This window comes from Miniphocaeibacter halophilus, from assembly GCF_016458825.1.
Classification (GTDB): domain Bacteria; phylum Bacillota; class Clostridia; order Tissierellales; family Peptoniphilaceae; genus Miniphocaeibacter; species Miniphocaeibacter halophilus.
Genome location: NZ_CP066744.1, coordinates 2,347,750 through 2,370,390, shown reverse-complemented (window position 1 = coordinate 2,370,390; position 22,641 = coordinate 2,347,750). Strand labels below are relative to the sequence as shown.

Here is a 22,641-nt window from a genome sequence, read left to right as displayed (position 1 = left end):
AAATTAATATTATCTTTTTTATTTATCCTTTCATATGATAGAATAGAATGAGAGTGTGGAGGGATATTAATGATAAAAGGTGTTATTTTTGATATGGATGGTGTTTTAATAAATAGCGAGGTATATTATTTTGATGCTTTTATTAAAATGTTAGAAGATGATGGAAAGAAAGTAGACATTGATAATTTTAAAACCATTGTTGGAAAATCCCATGAAGATTCTATAGCCATGCTAGCAGAATATTATGATGGTGATTTTAATGAAAGTGCCTTTTTTGAAAAATTTGATCGTATTTACAGAGGAAAAGATTTTAATTTTAAGGATCTTTTATTTCCATATGTAGCACCATTATTAGAGAAATTAAAAAGCGAAGGATATAAAATTGCTTTAGCTTCTTCTTCATTAAGGGATTCTATATTTAGAGCTATACAGGAATCGAATATTGAAAGTTACTTCGAAGCTATATCAAGTGGTGAAGATTTTGAAAAATCCAAACCCCATCCTGAAATTTATTTAAATACTGCAAAAAAATTAGGACTGGAACCAAGTGAATGTGTAGCAATAGAGGATTCTTTTTATGGTATTAAGTCAGCAAAAGTAGCAGGAATGAAGGTAATTGCCAGAAAAGATGAAGATTTTGACATTAATCAGGAAGCGGCGGATTTTATAGTTAAGGATTTAATTACAACACCTACAATTTTAGATATTATAAATAAAAACAAGAACGGTTTTGAATATAAAATATATAATTATGGTTCTAAGCTATATTTAAAGAATTTGTTTTTAAGAAATGAAGCTTTAAAGAAGGTTACTAATTTAAATATATTTAATATTAAACTTACTGATGAAAAAGATGATGTTCATTTTGGCATCTTTAATAAGGATGAGATTGTTTCTTCTGTTACAATTTCAGAGAAGGAAAAAAACAGTATAGCTCAAATAAAATCTGTAGTAGTTAATGAAAAATACAGAAATAATGGTATAGGTACCAGTATAATGAATTCTTCAGAAATGTTATGTAAATCCTTAGGATATAAAAAAATTTATTTAAAGGCAAATGAAAGTAGACTTAGATTTTTTAAAAAGCTAGGCTATAATTTTACTTCTGAAGGTTATATATTACCATTAACAAATACAATACATTTTGATATGTGCAAAAATATTTAATGTTTTGATATTGTTATTATGTTATACTATTTTTTAAGATGTAGTTAGAGGTAGATTATGAGAATTGATAAATTTTTAAAAAATTCAAGAATAATAAAAAGAAGGACTGTTGCTAAAGAGGCTTGTGATGGTGGAAGGGTTTCTATTAATAACAAGGTAGCTAAATCCGGCGATACAGTAAAAGTAGGCGATATTATCGAAATAAGATTTGGTACTGGAGAGTTAAAGGTAGAAGTTAAAGAGATAATAGACAATCCTAAAAAAAACCAAGCATCTGAAATGATTGAAAAGGTAGAATAATGGAAAGAAAAACTTATAAAAAAGAAATAAGAAAAAGAAAACAAAGTAATAGAAGATTTGTAAGCTTTATAGTTGTTTTGGCAATTATTTCTTCTTTGTATTTTACTTTTACTTTTATTAGGCAAATAGGTGATTATAATAGAATAAATAAAGAACTGGATACTTTAGTAAGTGAAAAAGAATCCTTGAAAGATGAAATAAAAGAACTGGAAAATACCTATAAGGAAGTGGATACGCCTGAATTTGTGGAAAAGATGGCAAGGGAAAAACTAGGTATGGTTAAATCAGATGAATATATAGTAAAGTATAAAACAAAAAAATCAAATGAATAATAATATATGAAAAATGGCATTTCATTGACATTAATGACTATTTGGAATATAATTTTATAAGCAAAAAATATTTAGGAGGAAGTTATAATCTATGTCGATTTCAGTAGGAGATATAGTTGAAGGAAAGGTAACAGGAATTACAAAATTTGGAGCTTTTGTTACTTTGGAAGATGGTAGTAATGGTTTAGTACATATTTCTGAGATATCTAATGAATATGTTGAAAAGGTTGAGGATTTTATTAAGAAAGATGATAAGGTGAAAGTTAAAGTGCTTTCTACAAAGGACGGCAAAATAAGTTTGTCTATGAAAACAACATCTAAGAAGGTAAAGCAACCTGAGGAATTTAAAAAGAATGTGGAAAACTCAGAAAATGACGAAATGTCTTTTGAGGATAAAATCTCTAAGTTTTTGAAGGATAGTAATGAACGTTACGTAGAAATAAGAACTAGAGAGAATAAAAGAAAGCGTAATGGGTCAAAGAATTATTAATAAACCGGATTTATCCGGTTTTCTTTTTTTAGCTATGATTATAAATAAAGTTGAAGATTTCATAAAAGAAAAAAACTTAATATTAAATGGAGATAAAATCGTAGTAGGTTTTTCAGGAGGTCCAGATTCTGTTTTTCTCTTGTATTTATTAAATAATATAAGGGATAAATATAATCTGGAAATTGTTGCTGTCCATATTAATCATTTAATTAGAGAAGATGATGCAAGAAGGGATGAGGAATTTTCCAGGGAATTTGCTAGTAGATTAAATATAAAATTTGTTTCCTATAAGAAGGATGTTATTTCCTATGCAAAGGAAAAAGGTTTATCTGTAGAAGATGCCGGGAGACGAATAAGATATAATGTATTTAATGATGAGGCAAAAAAATTAGGGCCTAATGCAAAAATAGTTGTTGGACATCATAAAGATGATTTAGTAGAAACTATATTTCTGAATTTTTTAAGGGGTTCAGGAAGTAATGGACTTATAGGTATACAAGAAAAAAACAGGAATATTATACGTCCAATTTTGTGTTTGGAAAAATCGGAAATTATTAATTTCCTAAAATCAAACAATATTTCCTATGTAGAGGATTATACTAATTTAGAAAATGATTATAGACGAAATAAAATACGAAATGAGTTAATACCATATATAAAAGAAAATTTTAATCCTAATATTACTAATACAATAAGGAATATGTCAAATATTATTAAGGATGAACAAGAATTTATTGAAGAATATAGCAATAATTTAAATTTAATAAAGGAAGTTAATAATAATATTTGTTTAAATATAGAAGAATTAAAAATTCAATCAAGGGCTATACAAAGAAATTTAATTATTAAGGCCTATGAGAAGATTAATGGAAATAGGAAAGATTTGTCCTTTGAGAATATAGAATCAATTTTAGAATTAATATATAAGAAAAATTCAAGTTTTGAAATAAAGAATTATAGAATATATAATTATAATAATAATATTATTTTTTCCATTAAAAAGAAAATTAAATATAAAAAAATAGATTATAAAATCAATGAAAAAATTACTTTTAATGATTATATTATTAAAAGCGAAATAGTAGATAATACTGGAAATTTAGAATTAAATAAAAATATTGCCTATTTTAATACGGACATTTTAAAGGGAGATTTAATTATACGAAGTAGAGAAATTGGTGATACAATAAAATTAGAGGGTTTTACAAAAAAAGTCAAAGATATATTTATTGACAAGAAAATTAATAAATATAATAGAGATTTAATTCCTTTAATTGAGTTTAATAATGAGATATTATGGATTATGGGAATTAGAAGAAGTAGTTTGTATAAAATTAATAAAAACATGAAAAAAGTTGTAAAAATTTCATTTGAGAGGGTAATAAATGGTTAAGAAGGTAGAAATTTATAAAGAAATTTTAGTATCAGAAGAAGAACTGGATAAAAGATTAGATGAACTAGCAGAAGAAATTACCGAAAGTTACAAGAATTCGGAAAAAGAATTATTAGTTGTAGGTATTTTAAGAGGGGCAGTAATCTTTATGACTAATCTTGTAACCAGAATGGATTTAGATTTAACTATGGATTTTATGGCTGTTTCCAGTTACGGAGGTTCATCGGTTTCTTCAGGAGTAGTAAGAATACTAAAGGATTTAGAAGAAGGAATAAAGGATAAGGATGTTTTAATAGTCGAAGATATTATCGATACAGGATTAACACTAGACTATTTAATTAGAAATTTAAAAGATAGAGGTGCAAATTCTATAAAAATTGCTACATTGTTAGATAAGCCTAATAGGAGAAAAGTAAATGTAGATGTTGATTTTGTAGGATTCAAAATTCCTGACGAATTTGTTGTAGGATATGGATTAGACTATAATCAAAAATATAGAAATTTACCATTTATTGCTGCTCTAAAAGAAGAAGTTTATTCTTAATAAACAGTAGGAGGATATGGTTTGAAAAAAACTTATAGAAATATATTTTATTATATTGGACCTATTTTGGTTATTATATTGATTATGTCTTTTTTACAAAAGAATTTAACAGGAACAAAGGAAATAAGTGTAAATACTTTTATAGAATACATTAATTCCGAAAAAATTGTAGAGGTTTCTAACGAAGGAAATTACTACAGAGGTAAATTAAAAGACGATACAACTTTTGAAATTTATTTACCTGATAATATAGGAAATACTTTCTTTAGTGAGTATTTAAGAAAACCAATAGAGAATAAGGAAATTATTTTAACAACGGCACCAGCTCAAGATACGAATTGGATTTTTAATTGGCTGCCTATATTCTTTATTGTAATTATTATGGTAGGATTTTTCTATTTATTAATGTCACAAGCCCAAAGTAAGGGCGGTAGCTCTACAATGAATTTTGGTAAAAACAGGGCTAAGCTATCAAAAAATGACACCTCTGTTACCTTTAAGGATGTTGCTGGACTAAAGGAAGAAAAAGAAGAATTAATGGAAGTAGTAGATTTTCTTAAAAGTCCTAAAAAATATATTGCATTAGGAGCAAGAATACCTAAAGGGATTTTATTAGTAGGTCCTCCAGGAACAGGTAAAACATATTTGTCAAAGGCTGTTGCAGGAGAAGCAGGAGTTCCGTTTTTTAGTATTTCAGGTTCTGATTTTGTTGAAATGTATGTAGGAGTAGGAGCGTCAAGGGTTAGGGATTTATTTAAAGATGCTAAAAAGAATTCTCCTTGTATTATTTTCATAGATGAAATTGATGCTGTTGGACGTCGAAGAGGAGCCGGAATGGGTGGCGGCCATGATGAAAGAGAGCAGACATTAAACCAATTATTAGTTGAAATGGATGGCTTTGGTAAAAACGAAGGCGTTATTGTTATGGCAGCAACTAATAGACCGGATATATTAGACCCGGCAATTTTACGACCAGGTAGATTTGATAGACAAGTTTATATTGGAATACCGGATGTTCGTGAAAGAGAAGCTATGTTAGAGGTTCATACTAGAAATAAGGAACTTGATCCAGATGTGGATTTAGGAAGTATTGCAAAAACAACTTCAGGATTTACACCAGCGGATTTGGAAAATCTTTGTAATGAAGCTGCTTTATTAGCTGCTAGAAATAACTTAAAAAGCATATCAAAAGAGATTTTTGAAGAAGCGGCAATTAAGGTAGTTGCAGGCCCTGCTAAAAAATCTGCAGTTGTAATTGAAAAAGAAAGGGTCTTAACAGCCTATCATGAAGCAGGTCATGCAATAGTTTCACGACTTCTTCCCGATACGGATCCGGTCCACATGATTTCAATAGTTCCAAGAGGTAGAGCAGGTGGTTTTACAGCTTATACTCCGGAAGAGGACAGAAGTTACAAAACTAAAAATGAAATGAAACATGAATTAATTATGTTACTAGGTGGTCGTTCTGCAGAACATTTAATACTAGATGATATTTCAACAGGTGCTAGTAACGATATTGAAAGAGCTACTAAAATAGCTCGAGCAATGGTAACTAAATATGGTATGAGTGAAAAGCTAGGACCTATATTATATGATTCTGAAGATGATGAGGTATTTATGGGAAGGGATTTTGGAAGAGCTAAACACTATTCTGAAGAAGTAGCATCTGCAATTGATGAGGAAGTAAAAAGACTTATTGATGAAGCTTTTGATAAATGCTTAAAACTTCTAGAAAATAATATAGACCTACTTCACAAATTAGCAAAGGTTCTTCTAGAAGAAGAAACAATTGATGCAGAGCAATTTGAAAAAATATATCAAGATTATCTAAAAAATGGTGGGGAACAACCACCGGAATTGTTGCATACAGTGCAAGAAACAGATAAAAATATTAGAGATGTATTAAATAATGAAGAAGTAAGGGATGAATAAATGAATTTTACACAAGTATTACAGGTTCTATATGCTATAATTTTATTATTTATTTTAAAACAAATATATAATGCTATAAATACAAAAAGAAGAATAAATGGTAAGGTAATTGCAATCTATATGCCAAAATCTAGGGTGGTTATGGCAATAGCAGCAGGTTTATTGGCTATGATGGGAGCTTTTTCCCTTTTGGCCAAGGATTATTTTGGATTTGTTTATCTTTTTGCAGGTTTAGGATTTGGGTATTTAACAATGGAAAAAATTCTAGTCTATGACACTGGATTGTATTATAGCGGTAGATTTGATAAGTGGGAAGATATAAAAAAATGGTCTTATGATAGTTCAGCTAACTTATTGGAAATTGAAACTACTAGAATAGGTAATAAAGCCAATAGGACAATACCAATAAAACTTGAAGACAAAGATGAAGTTCTTACTATTATTAAAAGTAAAAAGAATAAAAAGAAAAGTAAATCTAGAAAAAAATCATAGTTATCTATGATTTTTTTATTTTGTAAATAAATATAAATACTATTATGTTATAATAAGAGAATGTTTATTAAGAAAATTACAGTGTAAATATTAATAAAGGATAGATTTTTTTAGATAGGAGGCGGTTTTTATTTTACTGGTTATTGATGTGGGAAATACAAATATAGTTTTTGGTATATACTCTGGAGAAGAGTTGATTTTTGATTGGAGAACTTCCTCAGATAAAAATAAAACATCTGATGAATATGGATTGTTATTTAAAGATTTTTTTGATTTTGCAACATTGGATATTGAGCGATTAAAGGATATTATTATTTCATCTGTAGTACCTAATTTAATGCATACTATTTCAGTTGCCTGTACTAAATATTTAGGCAAGGAGCCAATAATAGTATCAAATGATATTGATTTAGGAATAAAGAACCTATATAGAAATCCTAATGAAGTTGGAACAGATAGACTTGTAACATCTGTTGGAGCTTATGAAAAATATGGTGGGCCTAGTATTATTGTAGATATAGGAACGGCTATAACTTTAGATTATATCAACAAAAAAGGTGAATATATAGGTGGAATTATAGCGCCTGGTATTGAAATTTCTGCAGATGCCCTATTTAACAAAACGGCAAAACTTCCTAAAATAGATATTGATATTCCAGACAGGATTATAGGAAAATCCACAAGAGAGAGTATGCAATCCGGTTTAGTTTTTGGCTTTATTGGATTAATAGATAGTTTAATTGAAAGGATTCTAGAATCTGAAAAATTAACTAAGGATGAAGTTAGAATAATTGGTACCGGTGGTTTTGCTGCATTAATTAGTCATAACAGTAAATATATAGAGCTAGTTGACAAAATGTTGACTATGGAAGGTTTAAAATTAATTTATGAAAGAAATCAAAAGAAGATCAATTAAAATTGGAAATTTAGAATTAAATAACAATGTCTTTATGGCACCTTTAGCAGGAATTACAGATGCCGCCTTTAGAGAAATAGTAAGTGAAATGGGTTCAGGTTTAAATTTTACAGAAATGATATCTGCAAAGGGATTATATTATAAGGATAAGGGAACAAATAGGCTTTTAAAAATTTCCAACAAGGAAACTACTCTAGGAGTTCAAATTTTTGGAAATGATCCCTATATTATGTCAGAAGTGGTAAAAAGATATATAAATGAAAATGAAAGTATATCGATGGTTGATATAAATATGGGATGTCCTGCTCCCAAAATTGTTAAAAATGGAGAAGGGTCAGCTTTAATGAAGGATTTATCCTTAGCGGAAAAAGTTATTAAGGCTGTAGTAAAGGCTTCTGAAAAAGATGTTTCAGTTAAATTTAGACTAGGTTGGGATGACAATAGTATCAACTACTTAGAAATGGGGAAAATAGCTGAATATTGTGGTGTATCTATGGTAACCTTACATCCTAGAACCAGAAAGGCGTATTATTCAGGTAAGGCTAATTGGGACGCAATTAGGCAATTAAAGGAAGAGTTATCTGTACCGGTAATTGGAAATGGCGATTTAAACACCTGTACTGATATTGAAAATATGTTTAAATTAACAAAATGTAATGGTGTTTCTTTAGGAAGAGGTGCATTACAAAATCCCTTTTTATTTACAGGAACAAATTATGTACCAACACTAAAAGAAATAATTGAATTAATAAAGAAACATTATGCCTTAAAAATTAATTTAATTGGGGAAAGAGTAGCAATAAAAGAAATGCGAAAACATGTAGCATGGTATTTAAAGGGACAAAGAAATTCAAATATTTTAAAAAATGAAATAAATACATTAAATGATTTAAATGAAATATTTGCAAAATTGGATTTATTTTTAGAGTCAAGTAATGAGGTGGAAAATGTTAATTTATTTGTCAATTAGTATAATAGCTTTATTCTTTATAATAAAAAGGTCATTGTTAGCAAAAAATCCTATTTATATATTTAAAACAAATTTTAGAAACGATAGAATTGTTGAGTTGTTAGTAATTTTTATATGTATAATAGTTGGGATAACAAACATTGTAAACAATTATTTAGTTCATAATATTTTCCAAACTAGAAATGTTATTATATTTGTAAGTGTAGTAGTAGTATTAATAGTATTGTCTATATTGGAATACAATAAAAATCAGATTGGAATTTATGACAACGGTTTAATTATGAAAAGTCAATTTTATAAATGGAAAAAAATTTATACTTATAGATTAAAGAAACTAAATGGAAATAAAACAAAAATTTCTTTTTATTTTCATGACAGTATGGATGAAAAGAAATTAAGTATTTCATCTTTAAATCTTACAGATGAAGAGTGTGAAAAAGTAGTTGAAGCAATTGGTGAAAATATAGATCCAACTTTAAGCTAAAGTGTAATCTTGACTTTGAAGAGCAATAAGAATATAATTTAAATAATGCGCGAAAGTATATTCTTTCGCTAATTATTTTTTAAGGAGTAATGAAATGTCAGAAAAAGAATTTCTTCTTACAAAAGAAGGCTATAATAAACTCGAAGATGAATTGGAATTTTTAAAGACAGTTAGAAGAAAAGAAGTTGCCGATAAAATTAAAGTAGCAAGAGGTTTTGGTGACTTGTCAGAAAATGCTGAATATGATGAAGCAAAAAATGAACAAGCCCAAGTTGAAGATAGAATACTTGTTTTAGAGCATATGCTTATAAATGCAAAAATCATAGATGAATCAGAAATAAAAACAGATGCTGTAGGAGCTGGATCTACAATTATTCTTAAGGATTTATCAGATGGAGAAATAGATGAGTATACAATAGTTGGTTCAGCAGAATCTGATCCTTTTAATGGTAAAATATCAAATGAATCACCTGTAGGACAAGCTTGTATAGGCATGAAAAAAGGTGATAAGGTTACTGTAGTAACAAATGGCGGAACATTTAATTATGAAATTATGGAAATTAAGAGGTAGAAATGGAAGAACAAAATCTTAATGAAATGCTTCTTATTAGAAGAGAGAAATTAAAAAAACTTGTTGAGGAAGGAAAAGACCCTCATAAAATAGAGAACTTTAAGGATGCGGTTTATTCTAAAACTATTAAGGAAAACTATAGTGAATATGAAGGAAAAAGCGTAAGAGTATCTGGACGTATTATGACTAAAAGAGGTCATGGTAAAGTTAATTTTATGGACTTACAAGATTCTACCGGTAGAATTCAACTATTTAATAGAATGAATGATATAGGTGAAGAGGCTTATGAAGATGTAAAAACTTTAGATATTGGTGATATTGTTGGAGTAGAAGGAGAAATCTTCACTACTAAGACCGGTGAAATAAGTGTAAGAACTAAAAAAATAACACTACTAACTAAATCTTTACAAATTCTACCAGAAAAATGGCATGGTTTAAAAGATACAGATTTAAGATATAGACAAAGATATGTTGATTTAATAGTAAATCCTGATATTAAAGATGTATTTGTTATGAGAAGTAAAATAATTTCTGCAATAAGAAAATTCTTAGATGGTAGAGGTTTCTTAGAAGTAGAAACTCCAATACTAAATACTATAGCAGGTGGAGCAAATGCCAGACCTTTTATTACCCATCATAATACATTAGATATTGATATGTATTTAAGAATTGCAAATGAGTTATTCTTAAAGAGACTTATTGTTGGTGGTTTTGACAAAGTATACGAAATGGGACGAATGTTTAGAAACGAAGGAATGGACCACAGTCATAATCCTGAATATACAGCAATTGAATTATACCAAGCCTATGGTGATTATGAAGATATGATGGATATAACTGAAAATATGGTATCAACAATAGCTCAGGAAGTTCTTGGAACAATGAAGGTAGATTATCAAGGAACAGAATTGGACTTTACACCACCATGGAAAAGAATTACAATGGTAGACGCAATTAAAGAATACTCTGGTATAGATTTTAATAATATAGAAACTGCTGAAGAAGCAATGAAAATTGCAAAAGAAAAAGAAGTGGAAATTGATGATGATCTAACAAGAGGAGAAATAATTTCAGAATTTTTTGAAGCTTTTTGTGAAGAACATTTAATTCAACCTACTTTTGTTATAAAACATCCAGTAGAAGTAAGTCCCTTAGCTAAAAGAGATCCTGAAGATCCAAGATTTACTCAAAGATTTGAAGCATTTGTTTTTGGAAATGAGCTTGCTAATGCTTTTAGCGAATTAAATGATGCAATAGATCAAAAACAAAGATTTGAAAAACAAGTTGAGGCAAGGGAAAAAGGTGACGATGAAGCACAGATGATGGATTATGACTTCATTAATGCTTTAGAAATAGGTCTACCACCTACAGGTGGCTTAGGAATAGGAGTAGATAGACTTGTAATGTTACTTACTAACCAGTCTTCAATAAGAGATGTCTTATTGTTCCCAACTATGAAACCGGTAGGAATTGAAAAGGATAATATTGAAGAGTAAGACAAAATTTGTCTTACTTTTTTTATGACCTAACAGAAATCTTTGATTTCGTTGTAGGTCAGATGCAGTCTAGTCCAAAACTTGTTTTGGCAAACTAAGTTGTATTATGACCTAACAGAAATCTTTGATTTCGTCGTAGGTCAGCAGATTGTTGAGGCCAAATATAAAATTTGGACAACGAGTAAGATAAGCCCTAGTTAAGCTTAAAACCTACATGTAACGAGTTTACTTATATAGGATTTTTACAAAGACTAGTGTTATAAATCGGTGAAATAAACTCTGGATTTGTTCCAATATTTTTAGCTTATTAGCAAATGAGATAGGGGAACTTGATTTGTAGAGAAAGTTGAATTATTATTTAAGGGGTTTAAAAATAATATATTTGTATTTTAATATATATTGATTTGGAAAAGTCATTCAAGTGTTTTATACTATATTACAGAATTATTATTACAATTAGGAGGATATATGAATATACCTTTTTCTCCACCAGATATTACGCAACTTGAAATTGATGAAGTTGTTGATACATTAAAATCTGGTTGGATAACAACTGGAAATAAAACAAAAAAATTAGAAAAATTAATTACAGACTATATAAACGTAGATGGAACAATATGTTTAAATTCTGCTACTGCAGCAATGGAAACAGCCTTAAGATTTTTAGGAATAGGCGAAGGAGATGAAGTTATTACTTCAGCTTATACCTATACTGCATCTGCCAGTGTAATTGACCATGTAGGCGCTAAAATAGTCTTGGTCGATACTTTAGAAGATAGCTTTATGATGGATTATAACAAATTAAATAGCCTAATAAATGAAAAAACTAAGGCTATTATTCCAGTGGATATTGCAGGAGTTCCTGTAGATTATGATAAATTAAAGGAAATTATTTTAAACAATAAAGATAAATTTAAGCCTAATTCTGAAATTCAGAAACTTATAGGAAGAATAGCTATTGTTTCAGATAATGCCCATTCTTTAGGTTCTACTTATAAAAATAGGAAAACAGGAGAAGATTCCGATTTTTCTAATTTCTCATTTCATGCTGTAAAGAATTTTACAACAGGAGAAGGAGGAGCTTTATCTTGGAAATCCATAGATGGAATTTCCGATGAAGAGATTTATAAAAGACTTCAGTTGTTAACCCTACATGGACAAAACAAAGATGCACTATCAAAAACTAAATTAGGTTCATGGGAATATGATATTATCGGTTTAAATTATAAATATAATATGCCAGATATAACAGCGGCTATAGGCCTTGCTCAATTTAAAAGATATGATGGTTTACTTAAAAGACGAAAAGAAATTATAAAATACTATGATGACTCTTTTAAAAATACAAGCATAGAACCTTTAAAACATTGCAGTGACAAATATAACAGTAATGGTCATCTATACTTAACAAGAGTAAAGGGAATTGCTGAAACTGAAAGAAATAAAATAATAGAAAAATTAGCAGAAAGGGGAATAGCTTCTAATGTTCATTATAAGCCTTTACCTATGCTTACAGCATATAAGAACCTTGGCTTTAAAATAGAGGATTTTCCTAATGCATATAATCAATACAAAAATGAAATTACCTTACCTCTACATACTCTATTATCAGATGAAGAGGTAGAATATATTGTAGATAATTATAAGGAAATAGTAAATGAACTCACTCGATAATATAAAAGAGCCTATTTTATATTCTAAGACAATAGATGAGATTTTAGAAAGAAAAAAAGGTCAAATTTTTTTAAAAAGAATTTTTGATATTGTAGTTTCTTTTATAGGATTAGTTATATTGGGAATTCCTTTAATTATAATTGCTTTAATTATTAAACTTACCTCTGAAGGTCCGGTTTTTTATAGACAGACTAGAGTAGGTAAGAATAATAAGGATTTTAAAATTTTTAAATTTAGAACAATGGTAGTAGATGCTGATAAAAAAGGAATGTTAATAACTGTTGGAGAGGACAAAAGAATTACAAAAATTGGGAAATTTTTACGTAAAACAAAATTAGATGAATTACCCCAACTAATTAATGTTTTTATTGGTAGTATGAGTTTTGTTGGACCAAGACCGGAAGTTAGAAAATACGTTGAATTATATGATGATTTTCAAAAAAATGTTCTGAAAATAAAACCCGGCATTACGGATTTAGCATCTATTAAATATAGAGATGAGTCAACTTTATTAGGAAAAAGCGATAATCCGGAAAAAACATATATAGAAGAAATTATGCCAATAAAGTTAAAAATAAATTTAGAATATATTTCGAAAATATCGTTAATATATGATATAAAATTAATATTTTTAACCTTGTTTAGAATAATTGGGAAAGGTGAAAATGAGTAAAGATATAAAAAATGTATGGATAATTAACCATTATGCAGATCCACCAAATATAGGTAAATTTAATAGACATTATAATTTCGCTAAAAACTTGATAGAAAGAGGTTATAATGTTAAAATATTCACAGCGTCAACAATTCATACTACGCCAATCAATATGATAACTAACGATAGTAAGTATAAGGTAGATTATTATAATGGTGTAGAATATATTTTTATAAAGACCAGTACCTATGATAATAGTGATTATAAAAGGGTATTAAATATTCTTCAATACTTTATTAAGGTACCCTTTGTTACAAAAAAATTTGGTAAACCAGATTTAATTTTTGCCTCTTCGCCACATCCTTTAACATGGATAGCAGCAAAAAGAGTTGCAGATAGAACTGGTGCATATTTTGTAACAGAAACAAGGGATTTATGGCCTGAAACTTTTGTTGCTATGGGTAAAATGAAAAAAAATAGCATACCTGCAAAAATATTATATAGAATTGAAAGAAAAATATTTGAAGCTTCAGACAGACTGATTTTTACAATGCCAGGTGGCGCAGATTATGTAAAAGAAATAGGCTTAGATTCATCAAAAGCGGATTATATAAACAATGGTATAGTATTGAAGAATTTTTATGATAATGTAAAAAATACCAACTATATAGATGAGGATTTATCAGATCCAAATATATTTAAAGTCGTATTTACAGGAGCAATAGGAAGGGCTAATGATTTAGGAAGATTTATTAGAGCTTTTGAAATAATAAAAAAAGAAGGATTTGACGATATTAAGTTTCTAATCTTTGGAGATAGGGGAGAAAAAGAAGAATTAGAAGCTTATTGTAAGGAAAAGGGAATTGAAAATGTTGTTTTTAAGGGAAGGGTTAATAAAAGTGAAGTTCCTTCAATTTTAACTCAATCGGATTTACAAGTCCTATCTTTAGCTAATTTACCTAGCCTTTTTAAATATGGATTAAGTCCAAATAAATTATTTGAATATTTAGCAGCAGGAAAACCTGTAATTTCAAATGGCGAATGTGGATATGACCTTTTAGAAGAGAAAAAATGTGGTAAAACTGTAAAAGGTGATTCAATAGAAGATATGGCAAATGGAATATTATTTTTCTACGATCTATTTAAAAATAATAAAGAAGAATACGATGTTTACTGTTCCAATGCCCTAAAAACTGTAAAAGAGTTTGATTTTTCTGTATTAACAGACAGACTTGAAGATACATTTAGGAAAATACAACAGGAGGAAATATGAAAATTTCTTTAATTGATTTAAAGAGACAGTATCAGACAATAAAAGAAGAGTCGGATAAGGCTGTTTTAGATGTTTTAAATAATGCTCAATATATTATGGGTGAAAATGTAAAATCCTTTGAAAAAGAATTCTCGGAATTTTTAGGTGCGAAAAATTCTATTTCTGTAGGCAATGGTACAGATGCTTTAATAATTGCTTTAAGAGCATTGGGAATTGGTGAAGGAGATGAAGTTATAACTACAAGTTATACTTTCTTTGCAACAGCTGAGGCCATAAGCTATGTTGGAGCTACACCGGTATTTGTTGATGTAGATATAGAAACCTATAATATCGATACAAAATTAATAGAGGAAAAAATCAATAATAAGACAAAGGCTATTATTGCAGTTCATATTTTTGGTAATCCTTGCGATATGGATGAAATTAATAAAATAGCTAAAAAACATTCGCTTTTCGTAATAGAAGATGCTGCCCAAGCAGTAGCAGCGGATTTTAAAGGGAAAAAAATAGGAACCTTATCTGACTTAGCTTGTTTTTCATTTTTCCCAACTAAAAATCTAGGTTGTGCCGGTGATGGCGGTATGATAGTTACAAATAATGATGATTTAGCTACTATTGTTAAAGCTTTAAGAGTACATGGGTCAGGAGAAAATGGATTAAAAGCATACAATATATTAAATAATATAGATGAAGTAGTAGAGGAAGATAAATCTACAGACAATACAGTTTACAACCCATTAAAATATTATAACTATTTAATAGGTCAAAACTCTAGGCTTGATGAGTTGCAAGCAGCTCTTTTAAGAATAAAATTAAGAAAATTAGAAGAATGGACAAATAACAGAATAGAAAATGCGAAATTATATACAGAAGGATTAAAAGATACTAATTTAGTTACTCCTGTTACTCAAAAAGATGGAAAACATGTTTATCATCTTTATATACTACAATCTGAAAAAAGAGAAGAACTATGTAATTTCTTAGAAACTAAGGGAATTGCAACTGGTATTTACTATCCTGTACCAATGCATTTACAAAAAGTTTTTAAACCTTTAGCTTATAAAGAAGGGGATTGCCCTAATGCAGAATATTTGTCTAAAAGAACTTTTGCCTTACCTATGTTTCCGGAATTAAAAGCGGAAGAAATAGATTATATAGTTAATGCTGTTAAGGAGTTTAATTAATGTCCGATTATTTTGTTCATGAATCAAGTTATGTAGATGAAGGAAGTAAAATAGGAACTGGGACAAAAATATGGCACTTTTCACATATTATGTCAGGGTGTATAATAGGAGAGAATTGTAATATTGGACAAAATGTTGTTATTTCGCCAGGGGTTATTTTAGGAAATAAGGTAAAGGTTCAAAACAATGTTTCAGTTTACACAGGTGTTGAATGTGAAGAAGGTGTATTTCTAGGTCCTTCATGTGTTTTTACAAATGTAATTAATCCTCGATCTTTAATAGAGAAAAAAGATGAGTATAAAAAAACCGTTTTAAAAAAGGGAGCTTCCATAGGTGCTAATGCTACAATAATTTGTGGTAACACTATTGGTAAATTTGCACTAGTTGGTGCAGGAGCTGTCGTAACTAAAGATATAGGTGATTATGAATTAGTAGTTGGTAATCCGGCTAAAAAAATAGGTTATGTTTGTGAATGTGGTGAAAGACTAAAAGAACCATCTAATTCAAATGATTACAAATGCAATATTTGTGGTAGAATATATAAGTTAAAAGATAATACTTTAGAAGAAGAGGAGTAATCCAAATGTCAGATATAAAAAATGAATTATTAGAAAAAATTGAGTCAAAAGAATTAGTAGTAGGGGTAATTGGACTAGGTTATGTAGGACTTCCTCTAGCAGTTGAAAAAGCTAATGCGGGATATAAGGTTATAGGATTTGATGTTTTACCAGACAAGGTAAAAATGGTAAACGAAGGTCATAACTATATAGGTGATGTAGTAGATGAAGAATTAACTGAATTAGTTGAAAAGGGAATGTTAAGAGCTACAGATAATTTTGAAGAGGTTGCTTCTTGTGATTTTATAGCTATTGCTGTTCCTACTCCTTTAGACGAGTATCAACAACCTGATATTTCCTATGTTGAAAAATCTACAAAAGATGTTTCCAAACATTTGAAAAAGGGAAGTATTGTAGTATTAGAATCAACAACTTATCCAGGAACAACAGAAGAATTAATGTTACCTTTACTTGAAGAAGGTTCAGGATTAAAATGTGGAGAAGATTTCTTCTTGGCTTTCTCACCGGAAAGAGTAGATCCTGGTAATAAAGTATATAAAACTAAAAACACTCCTAAGGTTGTAGGTGGAGTTGGAGAAGATTCTACAGAAGTAGCAGCTGCATTGTATAGAAATGTTTTAGAAGGAGAAGTTTATACAGTTTCTTCACCAAAAGTAGCTGAATTAGAAAAAATATTAGAAAACACATATAGAAATGTTAATATTGGACTAGTAAATGAATTTGCTTTAATAGCAGACAAAATGGGAATTAATATTTGGGAAGTTGTAGATGCTGCAAGAACAAAACCATATGGTTTCCAAGCATTTTATCCAGGTCCAGGAATAGGTGGTCATTGTATACCATTAGATCCATTTTATTTAACTTGGAAAGCAAAAGAATACGATTCACATATGAGAATAATTGAAGCTTCTGGATCAGTAAATGATTTTATGCCTGAATGGGTTGTAGAAAGATCTATGAAAATTTTATCTAAGAATTTCAAAAAGGCTTTAAATGGTTCAAAAGTTTTAATTTTAGGTGTAGCTTATAAAAATGATATTGATGATTTAAGGGATAGTCCGGCTCTTGTTGTAATAGATCATTTCTTAAACGAAGGAGCAGAAATAGATTATTATGATGGATATAATCCTTCATATAAAGACAAGGATGGTAATTTAGTTCATTCATTAAAGGAAATAAATCCGGAAATAATATCTTCTTATGATTTAGTTGTAATTACAACTAACCATTCAAATGTTGATTATCAAATGGTAGTAGATAATGCAAAATATGTATTTGATACAAGATATGCTACAAAAAATGTTGAAAACAAGAAAGATAATATAGAACTTTTATAATTGGAGGCAAAAATTGCAAAAATTAAAATGTGCAATAATTGGCTGTGGTAGAATTTCATATAAACATGTAGAAGCTATTATAGATAATAGTGAAGAAACAGAACTTGTGGCTTTGTGTGATTTAATAGAGGATAGGGCCATAGCTAGAAAGGAACAATATAAGGAAAAATTTCCAGATGCTAAAGTAAGTGTTTATACAGATTATAAAAAAATGCTTACGGAAGTTGACATAGATTATGTTGCAATAGCTACAGAAAGTGGATATCATGGAGAAATATCTTTAGATTGTTTAAATGAAGATGTTAATTTAATAATAGAAAAACCTATGGCTATGACTTTAGAAGAAATAGACAGTATTAATGAACTTTCTGATAAAAAAGGATTAAAGGTAGCTGTTAGTCACCAAAATAGATTTAATCCACCTATTCAAAAATTGAGAAAAGCAATTGATGAAGGTAAATTTGGAAATTTAATTAATGGAACTGCTAGAATACTTTGGACCAGAGATCAAAATTATTATGACATGGCACCATGGAGGGGAACTAAAGCTTTAGATGGTGGTACTCTAATGAATCAATGTATTCATAATATAGATTTATTATTATGGATGATGGGTTCAGAAGTAGTATCTGTAAAATCTGAAAGAGGTACCTTCCTAAGAGATATTGAAATGGAAGACTTTGGAGCCATATTATTAAGATTTGCAAATGGTTCAATAGGAATAATTGAAGGTTCTGCTTGTGTTTATCCTAAAAATTTAGAGGAGACTTTAAGTATTTTTGGAGAAACCGGAACGGCAGTTATAGGTGGACTTGCAGTAAATGAAATAAAAACTTGGAATTTTGAAGATAAAAATGAAAAAGCAGATGAATTGGATTCTGGTAAAATAGAAAATGTTTATGGTGATGGACATACACCACTATATAAAGATTTTATTGATGCAGTAAATAATGACACTCAACCGTTAGTTACTGGATATGAAGCTAGAAAACCTGTTGAAGTAATTTTAAAATCATATGAAGAAAAGAAATGGCCTTAGAATATTCTAAGGTCTTTTTGTTTGGAGATAATTATGAAACTAGAATCAGATAATATGAAAAAATATTTGGAATCTTCTAACTATATTGACTATAATAATGATTTAATTAAAAGAAAAAGTTTTGAAATCAAGAATAATAGTAAGGACAATTTAGACTATATAAAAAAATGCTTTGAATTTGTAAGAGACGAAATAAAACATTCATGGGATTATAAAGAAAGTCGTATTACAATAAAAGCTTCTGATGTATTAAAATATAAAACGGGAATATGTTGGGCAAAATCCAACTTATTAGCAGCCTTGTTGAGGGTTAATAATATACCAACAGGTTTTTGTTATCAAAAACTTACTTTGAAAGATAAGCCCAGTAGTGGCTACTGTATTCATGCTTTTAATGCTGTAAAAATAGAAGAGATAAACAAATGGGTTAAGTTAGATGCTCGTGGAAATAATAATATTGTCAATGTGGAATTTTCTTTAGATAGAGATAATTTAGCTTTTAATACTAGAAAACATTATGGTGAAAAAGAATACGATATTATATATTATAAGCCCTTGGAAAATACAATGAAGGTTTTAAAAGAGAACAGGGATGCCTTGTTTATGTATTTAAACTGTTTACCAGAGGATATTTAAACAGAAAAATAATTCCATAAGAATTCTGTAGCCTAGTAATTTAAGTAAGTATAAGTCTGAAAAGGTTTTTTTAGCTATTGTAAATAATCAAAATTATTGTTAAACTATATTTATAATTATAAACAAAAGTATAGTTATTATCATTATACGATATATTTTGTAAAATACAAGGGTTTTTCAAAATATTTTGTTTGTTTAAGAAAGAAAGTATATTTTAATTAATACATATAGGAATTAAAATATTATTATTAAGAATTTTAAAATAAAATGTTGAGGTGTAATTTATAATGGAAAAATATGTTTTTACTGTTAACGGAAAAACATGTGAAACAGAAAAGGATATCCCACTACTTACATATCTTAGAAACGAATTAGGCTTATTTTCAGTTAAAGATGGTTGTAGTGAAGGTGCGTGTGGAACATGTTCGGTTATTGTAGATGGTAGATCCATGAGAGCTTGTGTACTTAAAACAAGTAGAGCTCATGGTAAAAGTATTACAACAGTAGAAGGCTTATCTGAAAAGGAAAAAGAAGCTTTTGTATACGCATTTGGAGTTAAGGGTTCTGTTCAATGTGGTTTTTGTATACCGGGAATGGTTATATCCGGAAAAGCATTAATAGATCAAAACCCAAATCCAACTGAAGAAGAAATTAAAAAAGCGATTAGAGGAAATATTTGTCGTTGTACAGGATATAAAAAGATTATTGAAGGAATTGATTTAGCCGCTGCTATTCTTCGAGGAGATGCTCAAATTGACGATCTTGAAAAAGGTGAAGAATATGGAGTAGGAGAAAAAGCCTTTAGAATTGACGTAAGAGAAAAAGTTTTAGGAACTGGCGAATACTGTGATGATGTTGTAATGGAAGGTATGTTACATGGTTCTGCAATAAGATCTAAATATCCGAGAGCAAGAATTTTAGATATAGATGCTAGTAAGGCACTTGCACTTCCAGGAGTAGTAGATGTATTAACAGCAGAAGATGTGCCAAATAATAAGGTAGGTCACATTCAACAGGATTGGGATGTTTTCATAGCTAAAGGCGATATTACAAGATCAGTTGGAGATGCAATTTGTTTAGTAGTTGCAGAAACTGAAGAAATAATGAACAAAGCAAAGGCTATGGTAAAAATAAAATATGAACAATTGGAACCTGTAAGAAATATAAAGGAAGCTATGGCAGAAGATGCTCCGAAACTTCATGAAAATGGAAACTTATGTCAGCAAAGACATGTTACTAGAGGAGATGCTAAAAAAGCCTTGGCAGAATCTAAATATGTAGTTACACAATCCTATAGTACTCCATTTACTGAGCATGCTTTCCTAGAGCCTGAATGTGCTGTTGCTTTTCCTTATAAGGATGGAGTAAAGGTATATACTTCTGACCAAGGAGTATATGACACAAGAAAAGAAATAGCAATAATGTTTGGCTGGGAAGAGGACAAAATAGTTGTTGAAAATAAATTAGTAGGTGGAGGATTTGGTGGTAAGGAAGACGTATCTGTACAACACGTTGCTTGCCTTGCAGCAAATAAACTTCAAAAACCGGTAAAGGTAAAATTAACTAGACAAGAATCCATTAACTTCCATCCAAAAAGACATGCTATGGAAGGTACATTTACATTAGGCTGTGACGAAAATGGTATATTTACAGCTTTAGATTGTGACATTTACTTTGATACAGGAGCCTATGCTTCATTATGTGGACCGGTTTTAGAAAGAGCTTGTACACATTCAGTTGGACCTTACACTTATCAAAATACGGACATAAGAGGTTATGGATACTATACAAATAATCCGCCGGCAGGAGCTTTCCGTGGCTTTGGAGTTTGCCAAAGTGAATTTGCCCTTGAATCAAATATAAACTTATTAGCTGAAAAAGTTGGAATTTCTCCTTGGGAAATTCGTTACCGTAATGCAATAGAACCTGGAAAAGTTTTACCGAATGGACAAATCGCAGATGTTTCTACTGCATTAAAGGAAACTTTAGAAGCTGTAAAAGATGTTTATGAAGCTAATCCTGGACGTGCTGGTATAGCATGTGCAATGAAAAACTCAGGAGTAGGAGTAGGCTTACCGGACAAAGGTAGGGCTAGAATAGAGGTTCATGATGGAATTGTTCAATTATATACAGCAGCTTCTGAAATTGGACAAGGATGTTTTACAGTATTTTTACAAATGATATCTGAAACATTAGATATTGGTTTAGAAAAAATAAAATATATGGGATGTAATTCTGAAATAGCACCGGATTCAGGAACTACTTCAGGCTCACGTCAAACATTAATTACAGGAGAAGCAGTTCGTATGGCTTCTGAAGATTTAAAAGCAGATTTAGAAGCAGCAGGTGGAGATCTATCTAAACTAGAAGGAAAAGAATACTATGCAGAATTCTTTGAGCCAACAGATAAATTAGGTGCCGACAAACCAAATCCTGTAAGTCACGTTGCATATGGATTTGCAACACATGTTGTAGTATTAGATGATGATGGAAAAGTTAAAGAGGTTCATGCAGCTCATGACTCTGGAAAAGTAGTTAATCCAATTTCAATTCAAGGTCAAATTGAAGGTGGAGTATTAATGGGATTAGGCTATGCATTTACAGAGGACTTTCCATTAAAGGATTGTGTTCCACAAGTTAAGTTTGGAACATTAGGACTAATGAGAGCAACGGATATACCATATATTAATGCAATATATGTAGAAAAAGATGAGCTATTACCATTTGCTTATGGTTCAAAAGGTATTGGTGAAATTGCAACTATACCTACAGCACCAGCTGCACAAGGGGCTTATTATGCAATGGACGGCGTATTGAGAACTACCTTACCAATGGATGATACAGCTTATGTTAAAAAGAAAAAAGCAGTTAAAAAATAAATAAAAATAATTTAGCAAGGGATTCGTTTTTAACAAAATGAATCCCTTGAATTTTAATAAAAATCAAGAAAAAGAATAAACTTATTTTATAAAATAAGTTAAATAATAAAAAAATTACAGTTTTACAAGACCTAAAAAATAAAAAAAAAGATATTATGGAAAAAAGCTCTATCTTATAATAGGAAGTAGACTAGAACATGGCAATTAAATAAGATGATTTTTGAATCTAATAAGGGTGGAAGCTTGGATTAGCTAATAAGCTTTTTGAACTAAAAAAAGTATAAAGGGACCATCATAAA

At 29.4% G+C, this 22,641-nt stretch carries 21 protein-coding genes and 1 pseudogene; all 22 read left to right on the top strand.

All coding sequences use genetic code 11. The features are described 5' to 3' along the window. Nucleotides 1-69: 69 nt before the first annotated feature. The 22 genes and pseudogenes from JFY71_RS11875 to xdh all read left to right on the top strand — a co-directional run bounded on the left by JFY71_RS11875 (nucleotide 70) and on the right by xdh (nucleotide 22,342). On the top strand, nucleotides 70-1,167 hold the full coding sequence (locus JFY71_RS11875; RefSeq protein WP_243660984.1) for an HAD-IA family hydrolase: 1,098 nt from the start codon (nucleotides 70-72) through the stop codon (nucleotides 1,165-1,167). Between the two features lie 57 nt (nucleotides 1,168-1,224). After that, on the top strand, nucleotides 1,225-1,467 hold the full coding sequence (locus JFY71_RS11870) for an RNA-binding S4 domain-containing protein (RefSeq protein ID WP_243660983.1): 243 nt from the start codon (nucleotides 1,225-1,227) through the stop codon (nucleotides 1,465-1,467). Further along, nucleotides 1,467-1,799 (top strand): FtsB family cell division protein, encoded by a 333-nt coding sequence (locus JFY71_RS11865; RefSeq protein ID WP_243660982.1) that lies wholly within the window; start codon nucleotides 1,467-1,469, stop codon nucleotides 1,797-1,799. The genes JFY71_RS11870 and JFY71_RS11865 overlap by 1 nt, the downstream gene beginning before the upstream one ends. Nucleotides 1,800-1,890: 91 nt before the next feature. Continuing rightward, a complete protein-coding gene (locus tag JFY71_RS11860; RefSeq protein ID WP_243660981.1) occupies nucleotides 1,891-2,289 on the top strand; it encodes a S1 RNA-binding domain-containing protein in 399 nt (132 codons plus the stop codon). Further along, nucleotides 2,270-3,682 (top strand): tRNA lysidine(34) synthetase TilS, encoded by a 1,413-nt coding sequence (gene tilS / locus JFY71_RS11855; protein ID WP_243660980.1) that lies wholly within the window; start codon nucleotides 2,270-2,272, stop codon nucleotides 3,680-3,682. Before JFY71_RS11860 ends, tilS begins: the two co-directional genes overlap by 20 nt. After that, complete coding sequence (gene hpt, locus JFY71_RS11850; protein ID WP_243660979.1) at nucleotides 3,675-4,226, top strand: hypoxanthine phosphoribosyltransferase; 552 nt, start codon at nucleotides 3,675-3,677, stop codon at nucleotides 4,224-4,226. The genes tilS and hpt overlap by 8 nt, the downstream gene beginning before the upstream one ends. Before the next feature lie 21 nt (nucleotides 4,227-4,247). Then, nucleotides 4,248-6,158 carry an ATP-dependent zinc metalloprotease FtsH gene (gene ftsH / locus JFY71_RS11845; protein ID WP_263457736.1) on the top strand — a complete coding sequence of 637 codons (1,911 nt, stop codon included), beginning with the start codon at nucleotides 4,248-4,250 and terminating at the stop codon, nucleotides 6,156-6,158. Further along, the gene (locus tag JFY71_RS11840) at nucleotides 6,159-6,650 is read left to right on the top strand and encodes a DUF5673 domain-containing protein (RefSeq protein ID WP_243660978.1); all 492 of its coding nucleotides are present in this window, start codon (nucleotides 6,159-6,161) and stop codon (nucleotides 6,648-6,650) included. A gap of 130 nt (nucleotides 6,651-6,780) precedes the next feature. Continuing rightward, nucleotides 6,781-7,566 (top strand): type III pantothenate kinase, encoded by a 786-nt coding sequence (locus JFY71_RS11835; RefSeq protein ID WP_243662179.1) that lies wholly within the window; start codon nucleotides 6,781-6,783, stop codon nucleotides 7,564-7,566. Next, a complete protein-coding gene (gene dusB, locus JFY71_RS11830) occupies nucleotides 7,538-8,536 on the top strand; it encodes a tRNA dihydrouridine synthase DusB (protein WP_243660977.1) in 999 nt (332 codons plus the stop codon). Before JFY71_RS11835 ends, dusB begins: the two co-directional genes overlap by 29 nt. After that, nucleotides 8,514-9,020, top strand: coding sequence for a DUF5673 domain-containing protein (locus JFY71_RS11825; protein ID WP_243660976.1), 507 nt, complete (start codon nucleotides 8,514-8,516; stop codon nucleotides 9,018-9,020). The genes dusB and JFY71_RS11825 overlap by 23 nt, the downstream gene beginning before the upstream one ends. 94 nt (nucleotides 9,021-9,114) lie before the next feature. Continuing rightward, nucleotides 9,115-9,591: a transcription elongation factor GreA gene (greA, locus tag JFY71_RS11820; RefSeq protein WP_243660975.1), complete on the top strand. Its 477-nt coding sequence runs from the start codon at nucleotides 9,115-9,117 to the stop codon at nucleotides 9,589-9,591. Nucleotides 9,592-9,593: 2 nt separating this feature from the next. Next, nucleotides 9,594-11,069 (top strand): annotated as a pseudogene (lysS, locus tag JFY71_RS11815) (lysine--tRNA ligase); the annotation flags it as partial. Between the two features lie 486 nt (nucleotides 11,070-11,555). Beyond that, nucleotides 11,556-12,761 (top strand): DegT/DnrJ/EryC1/StrS family aminotransferase, encoded by a 1,206-nt coding sequence (locus tag JFY71_RS11810; RefSeq protein ID WP_243660973.1) that lies wholly within the window; start codon nucleotides 11,556-11,558, stop codon nucleotides 12,759-12,761. After that, nucleotides 12,745-13,434 (top strand): sugar transferase, encoded by a 690-nt coding sequence (locus JFY71_RS11805; protein WP_243660972.1) that lies wholly within the window; start codon nucleotides 12,745-12,747, stop codon nucleotides 13,432-13,434. Before JFY71_RS11810 ends, JFY71_RS11805 begins: the two co-directional genes overlap by 17 nt. Further along, a complete protein-coding gene (locus tag JFY71_RS11800; RefSeq protein ID WP_243660971.1) occupies nucleotides 13,427-14,689 on the top strand; it encodes a glycosyltransferase family 4 protein in 1,263 nt (420 codons plus the stop codon). Before JFY71_RS11805 ends, JFY71_RS11800 begins: the two co-directional genes overlap by 8 nt. Then, nucleotides 14,686-15,873, top strand: coding sequence for a DegT/DnrJ/EryC1/StrS family aminotransferase (locus tag JFY71_RS11795; protein WP_243660970.1), 1,188 nt, complete (start codon nucleotides 14,686-14,688; stop codon nucleotides 15,871-15,873). The genes JFY71_RS11800 and JFY71_RS11795 overlap by 4 nt, the downstream gene beginning before the upstream one ends. After that, the gene (locus tag JFY71_RS11790; RefSeq protein ID WP_243660969.1) at nucleotides 15,873-16,451 is read left to right on the top strand and encodes an acyltransferase; all 579 of its coding nucleotides are present in this window, start codon (nucleotides 15,873-15,875) and stop codon (nucleotides 16,449-16,451) included. Before JFY71_RS11795 ends, JFY71_RS11790 begins: the two co-directional genes overlap by 1 nt. Before the next feature lie 5 nt (nucleotides 16,452-16,456). After that, nucleotides 16,457-17,788, top strand: a complete 1,332-nt coding sequence (locus tag JFY71_RS11785) for a nucleotide sugar dehydrogenase (protein ID WP_243660968.1) — start codon at nucleotides 16,457-16,459, stop codon at nucleotides 17,786-17,788. Between the two features lie 13 nt (nucleotides 17,789-17,801). Then, nucleotides 17,802-18,827, top strand: coding sequence for a Gfo/Idh/MocA family protein (locus JFY71_RS11780; protein ID WP_243660967.1), 1,026 nt, complete (start codon nucleotides 17,802-17,804; stop codon nucleotides 18,825-18,827). Between the two features lie 33 nt (nucleotides 18,828-18,860). After that, nucleotides 18,861-19,463 carry a transglutaminase-like domain-containing protein gene (locus JFY71_RS11775; RefSeq protein ID WP_243660966.1) on the top strand — a complete coding sequence of 201 codons (603 nt, stop codon included), beginning with the start codon at nucleotides 18,861-18,863 and terminating at the stop codon, nucleotides 19,461-19,463. Nucleotides 19,464-19,750: 287 nt separating this feature from the next. Next, complete coding sequence (gene xdh / locus JFY71_RS11770) at nucleotides 19,751-22,342, top strand: selenium-dependent xanthine dehydrogenase (RefSeq protein ID WP_243660965.1); 2,592 nt, start codon at nucleotides 19,751-19,753, stop codon at nucleotides 22,340-22,342. Nucleotides 22,343-22,641 lie beyond the last annotated feature (299 nt).

Coding starts and splice junctions, on each gene's coding strand:
- JFY71_RS11875 (WP_243660984.1), top strand. CDS start 70: ATGATAAAAGGTGTTATTTTTGATATGGATGGTGTTTTAATAAATAGC.
- JFY71_RS11870 (WP_243660983.1), top strand. CDS start 1,225: ATGAGAATTGATAAATTTTTAAAAAATTCAAGAATAATAAAAAGAAGG.
- JFY71_RS11865 (WP_243660982.1), top strand. CDS start 1,467: ATGGAAAGAAAAACTTATAAAAAAGAAATAAGAAAAAGAAAACAAAGT.
- JFY71_RS11860 (WP_243660981.1), top strand. CDS start 1,891: ATGTCGATTTCAGTAGGAGATATAGTTGAAGGAAAGGTAACAGGAATT.
- tilS (WP_243660980.1), top strand. CDS start 2,270: ATGGGTCAAAGAATTATTAATAAACCGGATTTATCCGGTTTTCTTTTT.
- hpt (WP_243660979.1), top strand. CDS start 3,675: ATGGTTAAGAAGGTAGAAATTTATAAAGAAATTTTAGTATCAGAAGAA.
- JFY71_RS11840 (WP_243660978.1), top strand. CDS start 6,159: ATGAATTTTACACAAGTATTACAGGTTCTATATGCTATAATTTTATTA.
- dusB (WP_243660977.1), top strand. CDS start 7,538: ATGAAAGAAATCAAAAGAAGATCAATTAAAATTGGAAATTTAGAATTA.
- JFY71_RS11825 (WP_243660976.1), top strand. CDS start 8,514: ATGTTAATTTATTTGTCAATTAGTATAATAGCTTTATTCTTTATAATA.
- greA (WP_243660975.1), top strand. CDS start 9,115: ATGTCAGAAAAAGAATTTCTTCTTACAAAAGAAGGCTATAATAAACTC.
- JFY71_RS11810 (WP_243660973.1), top strand. CDS start 11,556: ATGAATATACCTTTTTCTCCACCAGATATTACGCAACTTGAAATTGAT.
- JFY71_RS11805 (WP_243660972.1), top strand. CDS start 12,745: ATGAACTCACTCGATAATATAAAAGAGCCTATTTTATATTCTAAGACA.
- JFY71_RS11800 (WP_243660971.1), top strand. CDS start 13,427: ATGAGTAAAGATATAAAAAATGTATGGATAATTAACCATTATGCAGAT.
- JFY71_RS11795 (WP_243660970.1), top strand. CDS start 14,686: ATGAAAATTTCTTTAATTGATTTAAAGAGACAGTATCAGACAATAAAA.
- JFY71_RS11790 (WP_243660969.1), top strand. CDS start 15,873: ATGTCCGATTATTTTGTTCATGAATCAAGTTATGTAGATGAAGGAAGT.
- JFY71_RS11785 (WP_243660968.1), top strand. CDS start 16,457: ATGTCAGATATAAAAAATGAATTATTAGAAAAAATTGAGTCAAAAGAA.
- JFY71_RS11775 (WP_243660966.1), top strand. CDS start 18,861: ATGAAACTAGAATCAGATAATATGAAAAAATATTTGGAATCTTCTAAC.
- xdh (WP_243660965.1), top strand. CDS start 19,751: ATGGAAAAATATGTTTTTACTGTTAACGGAAAAACATGTGAAACAGAA.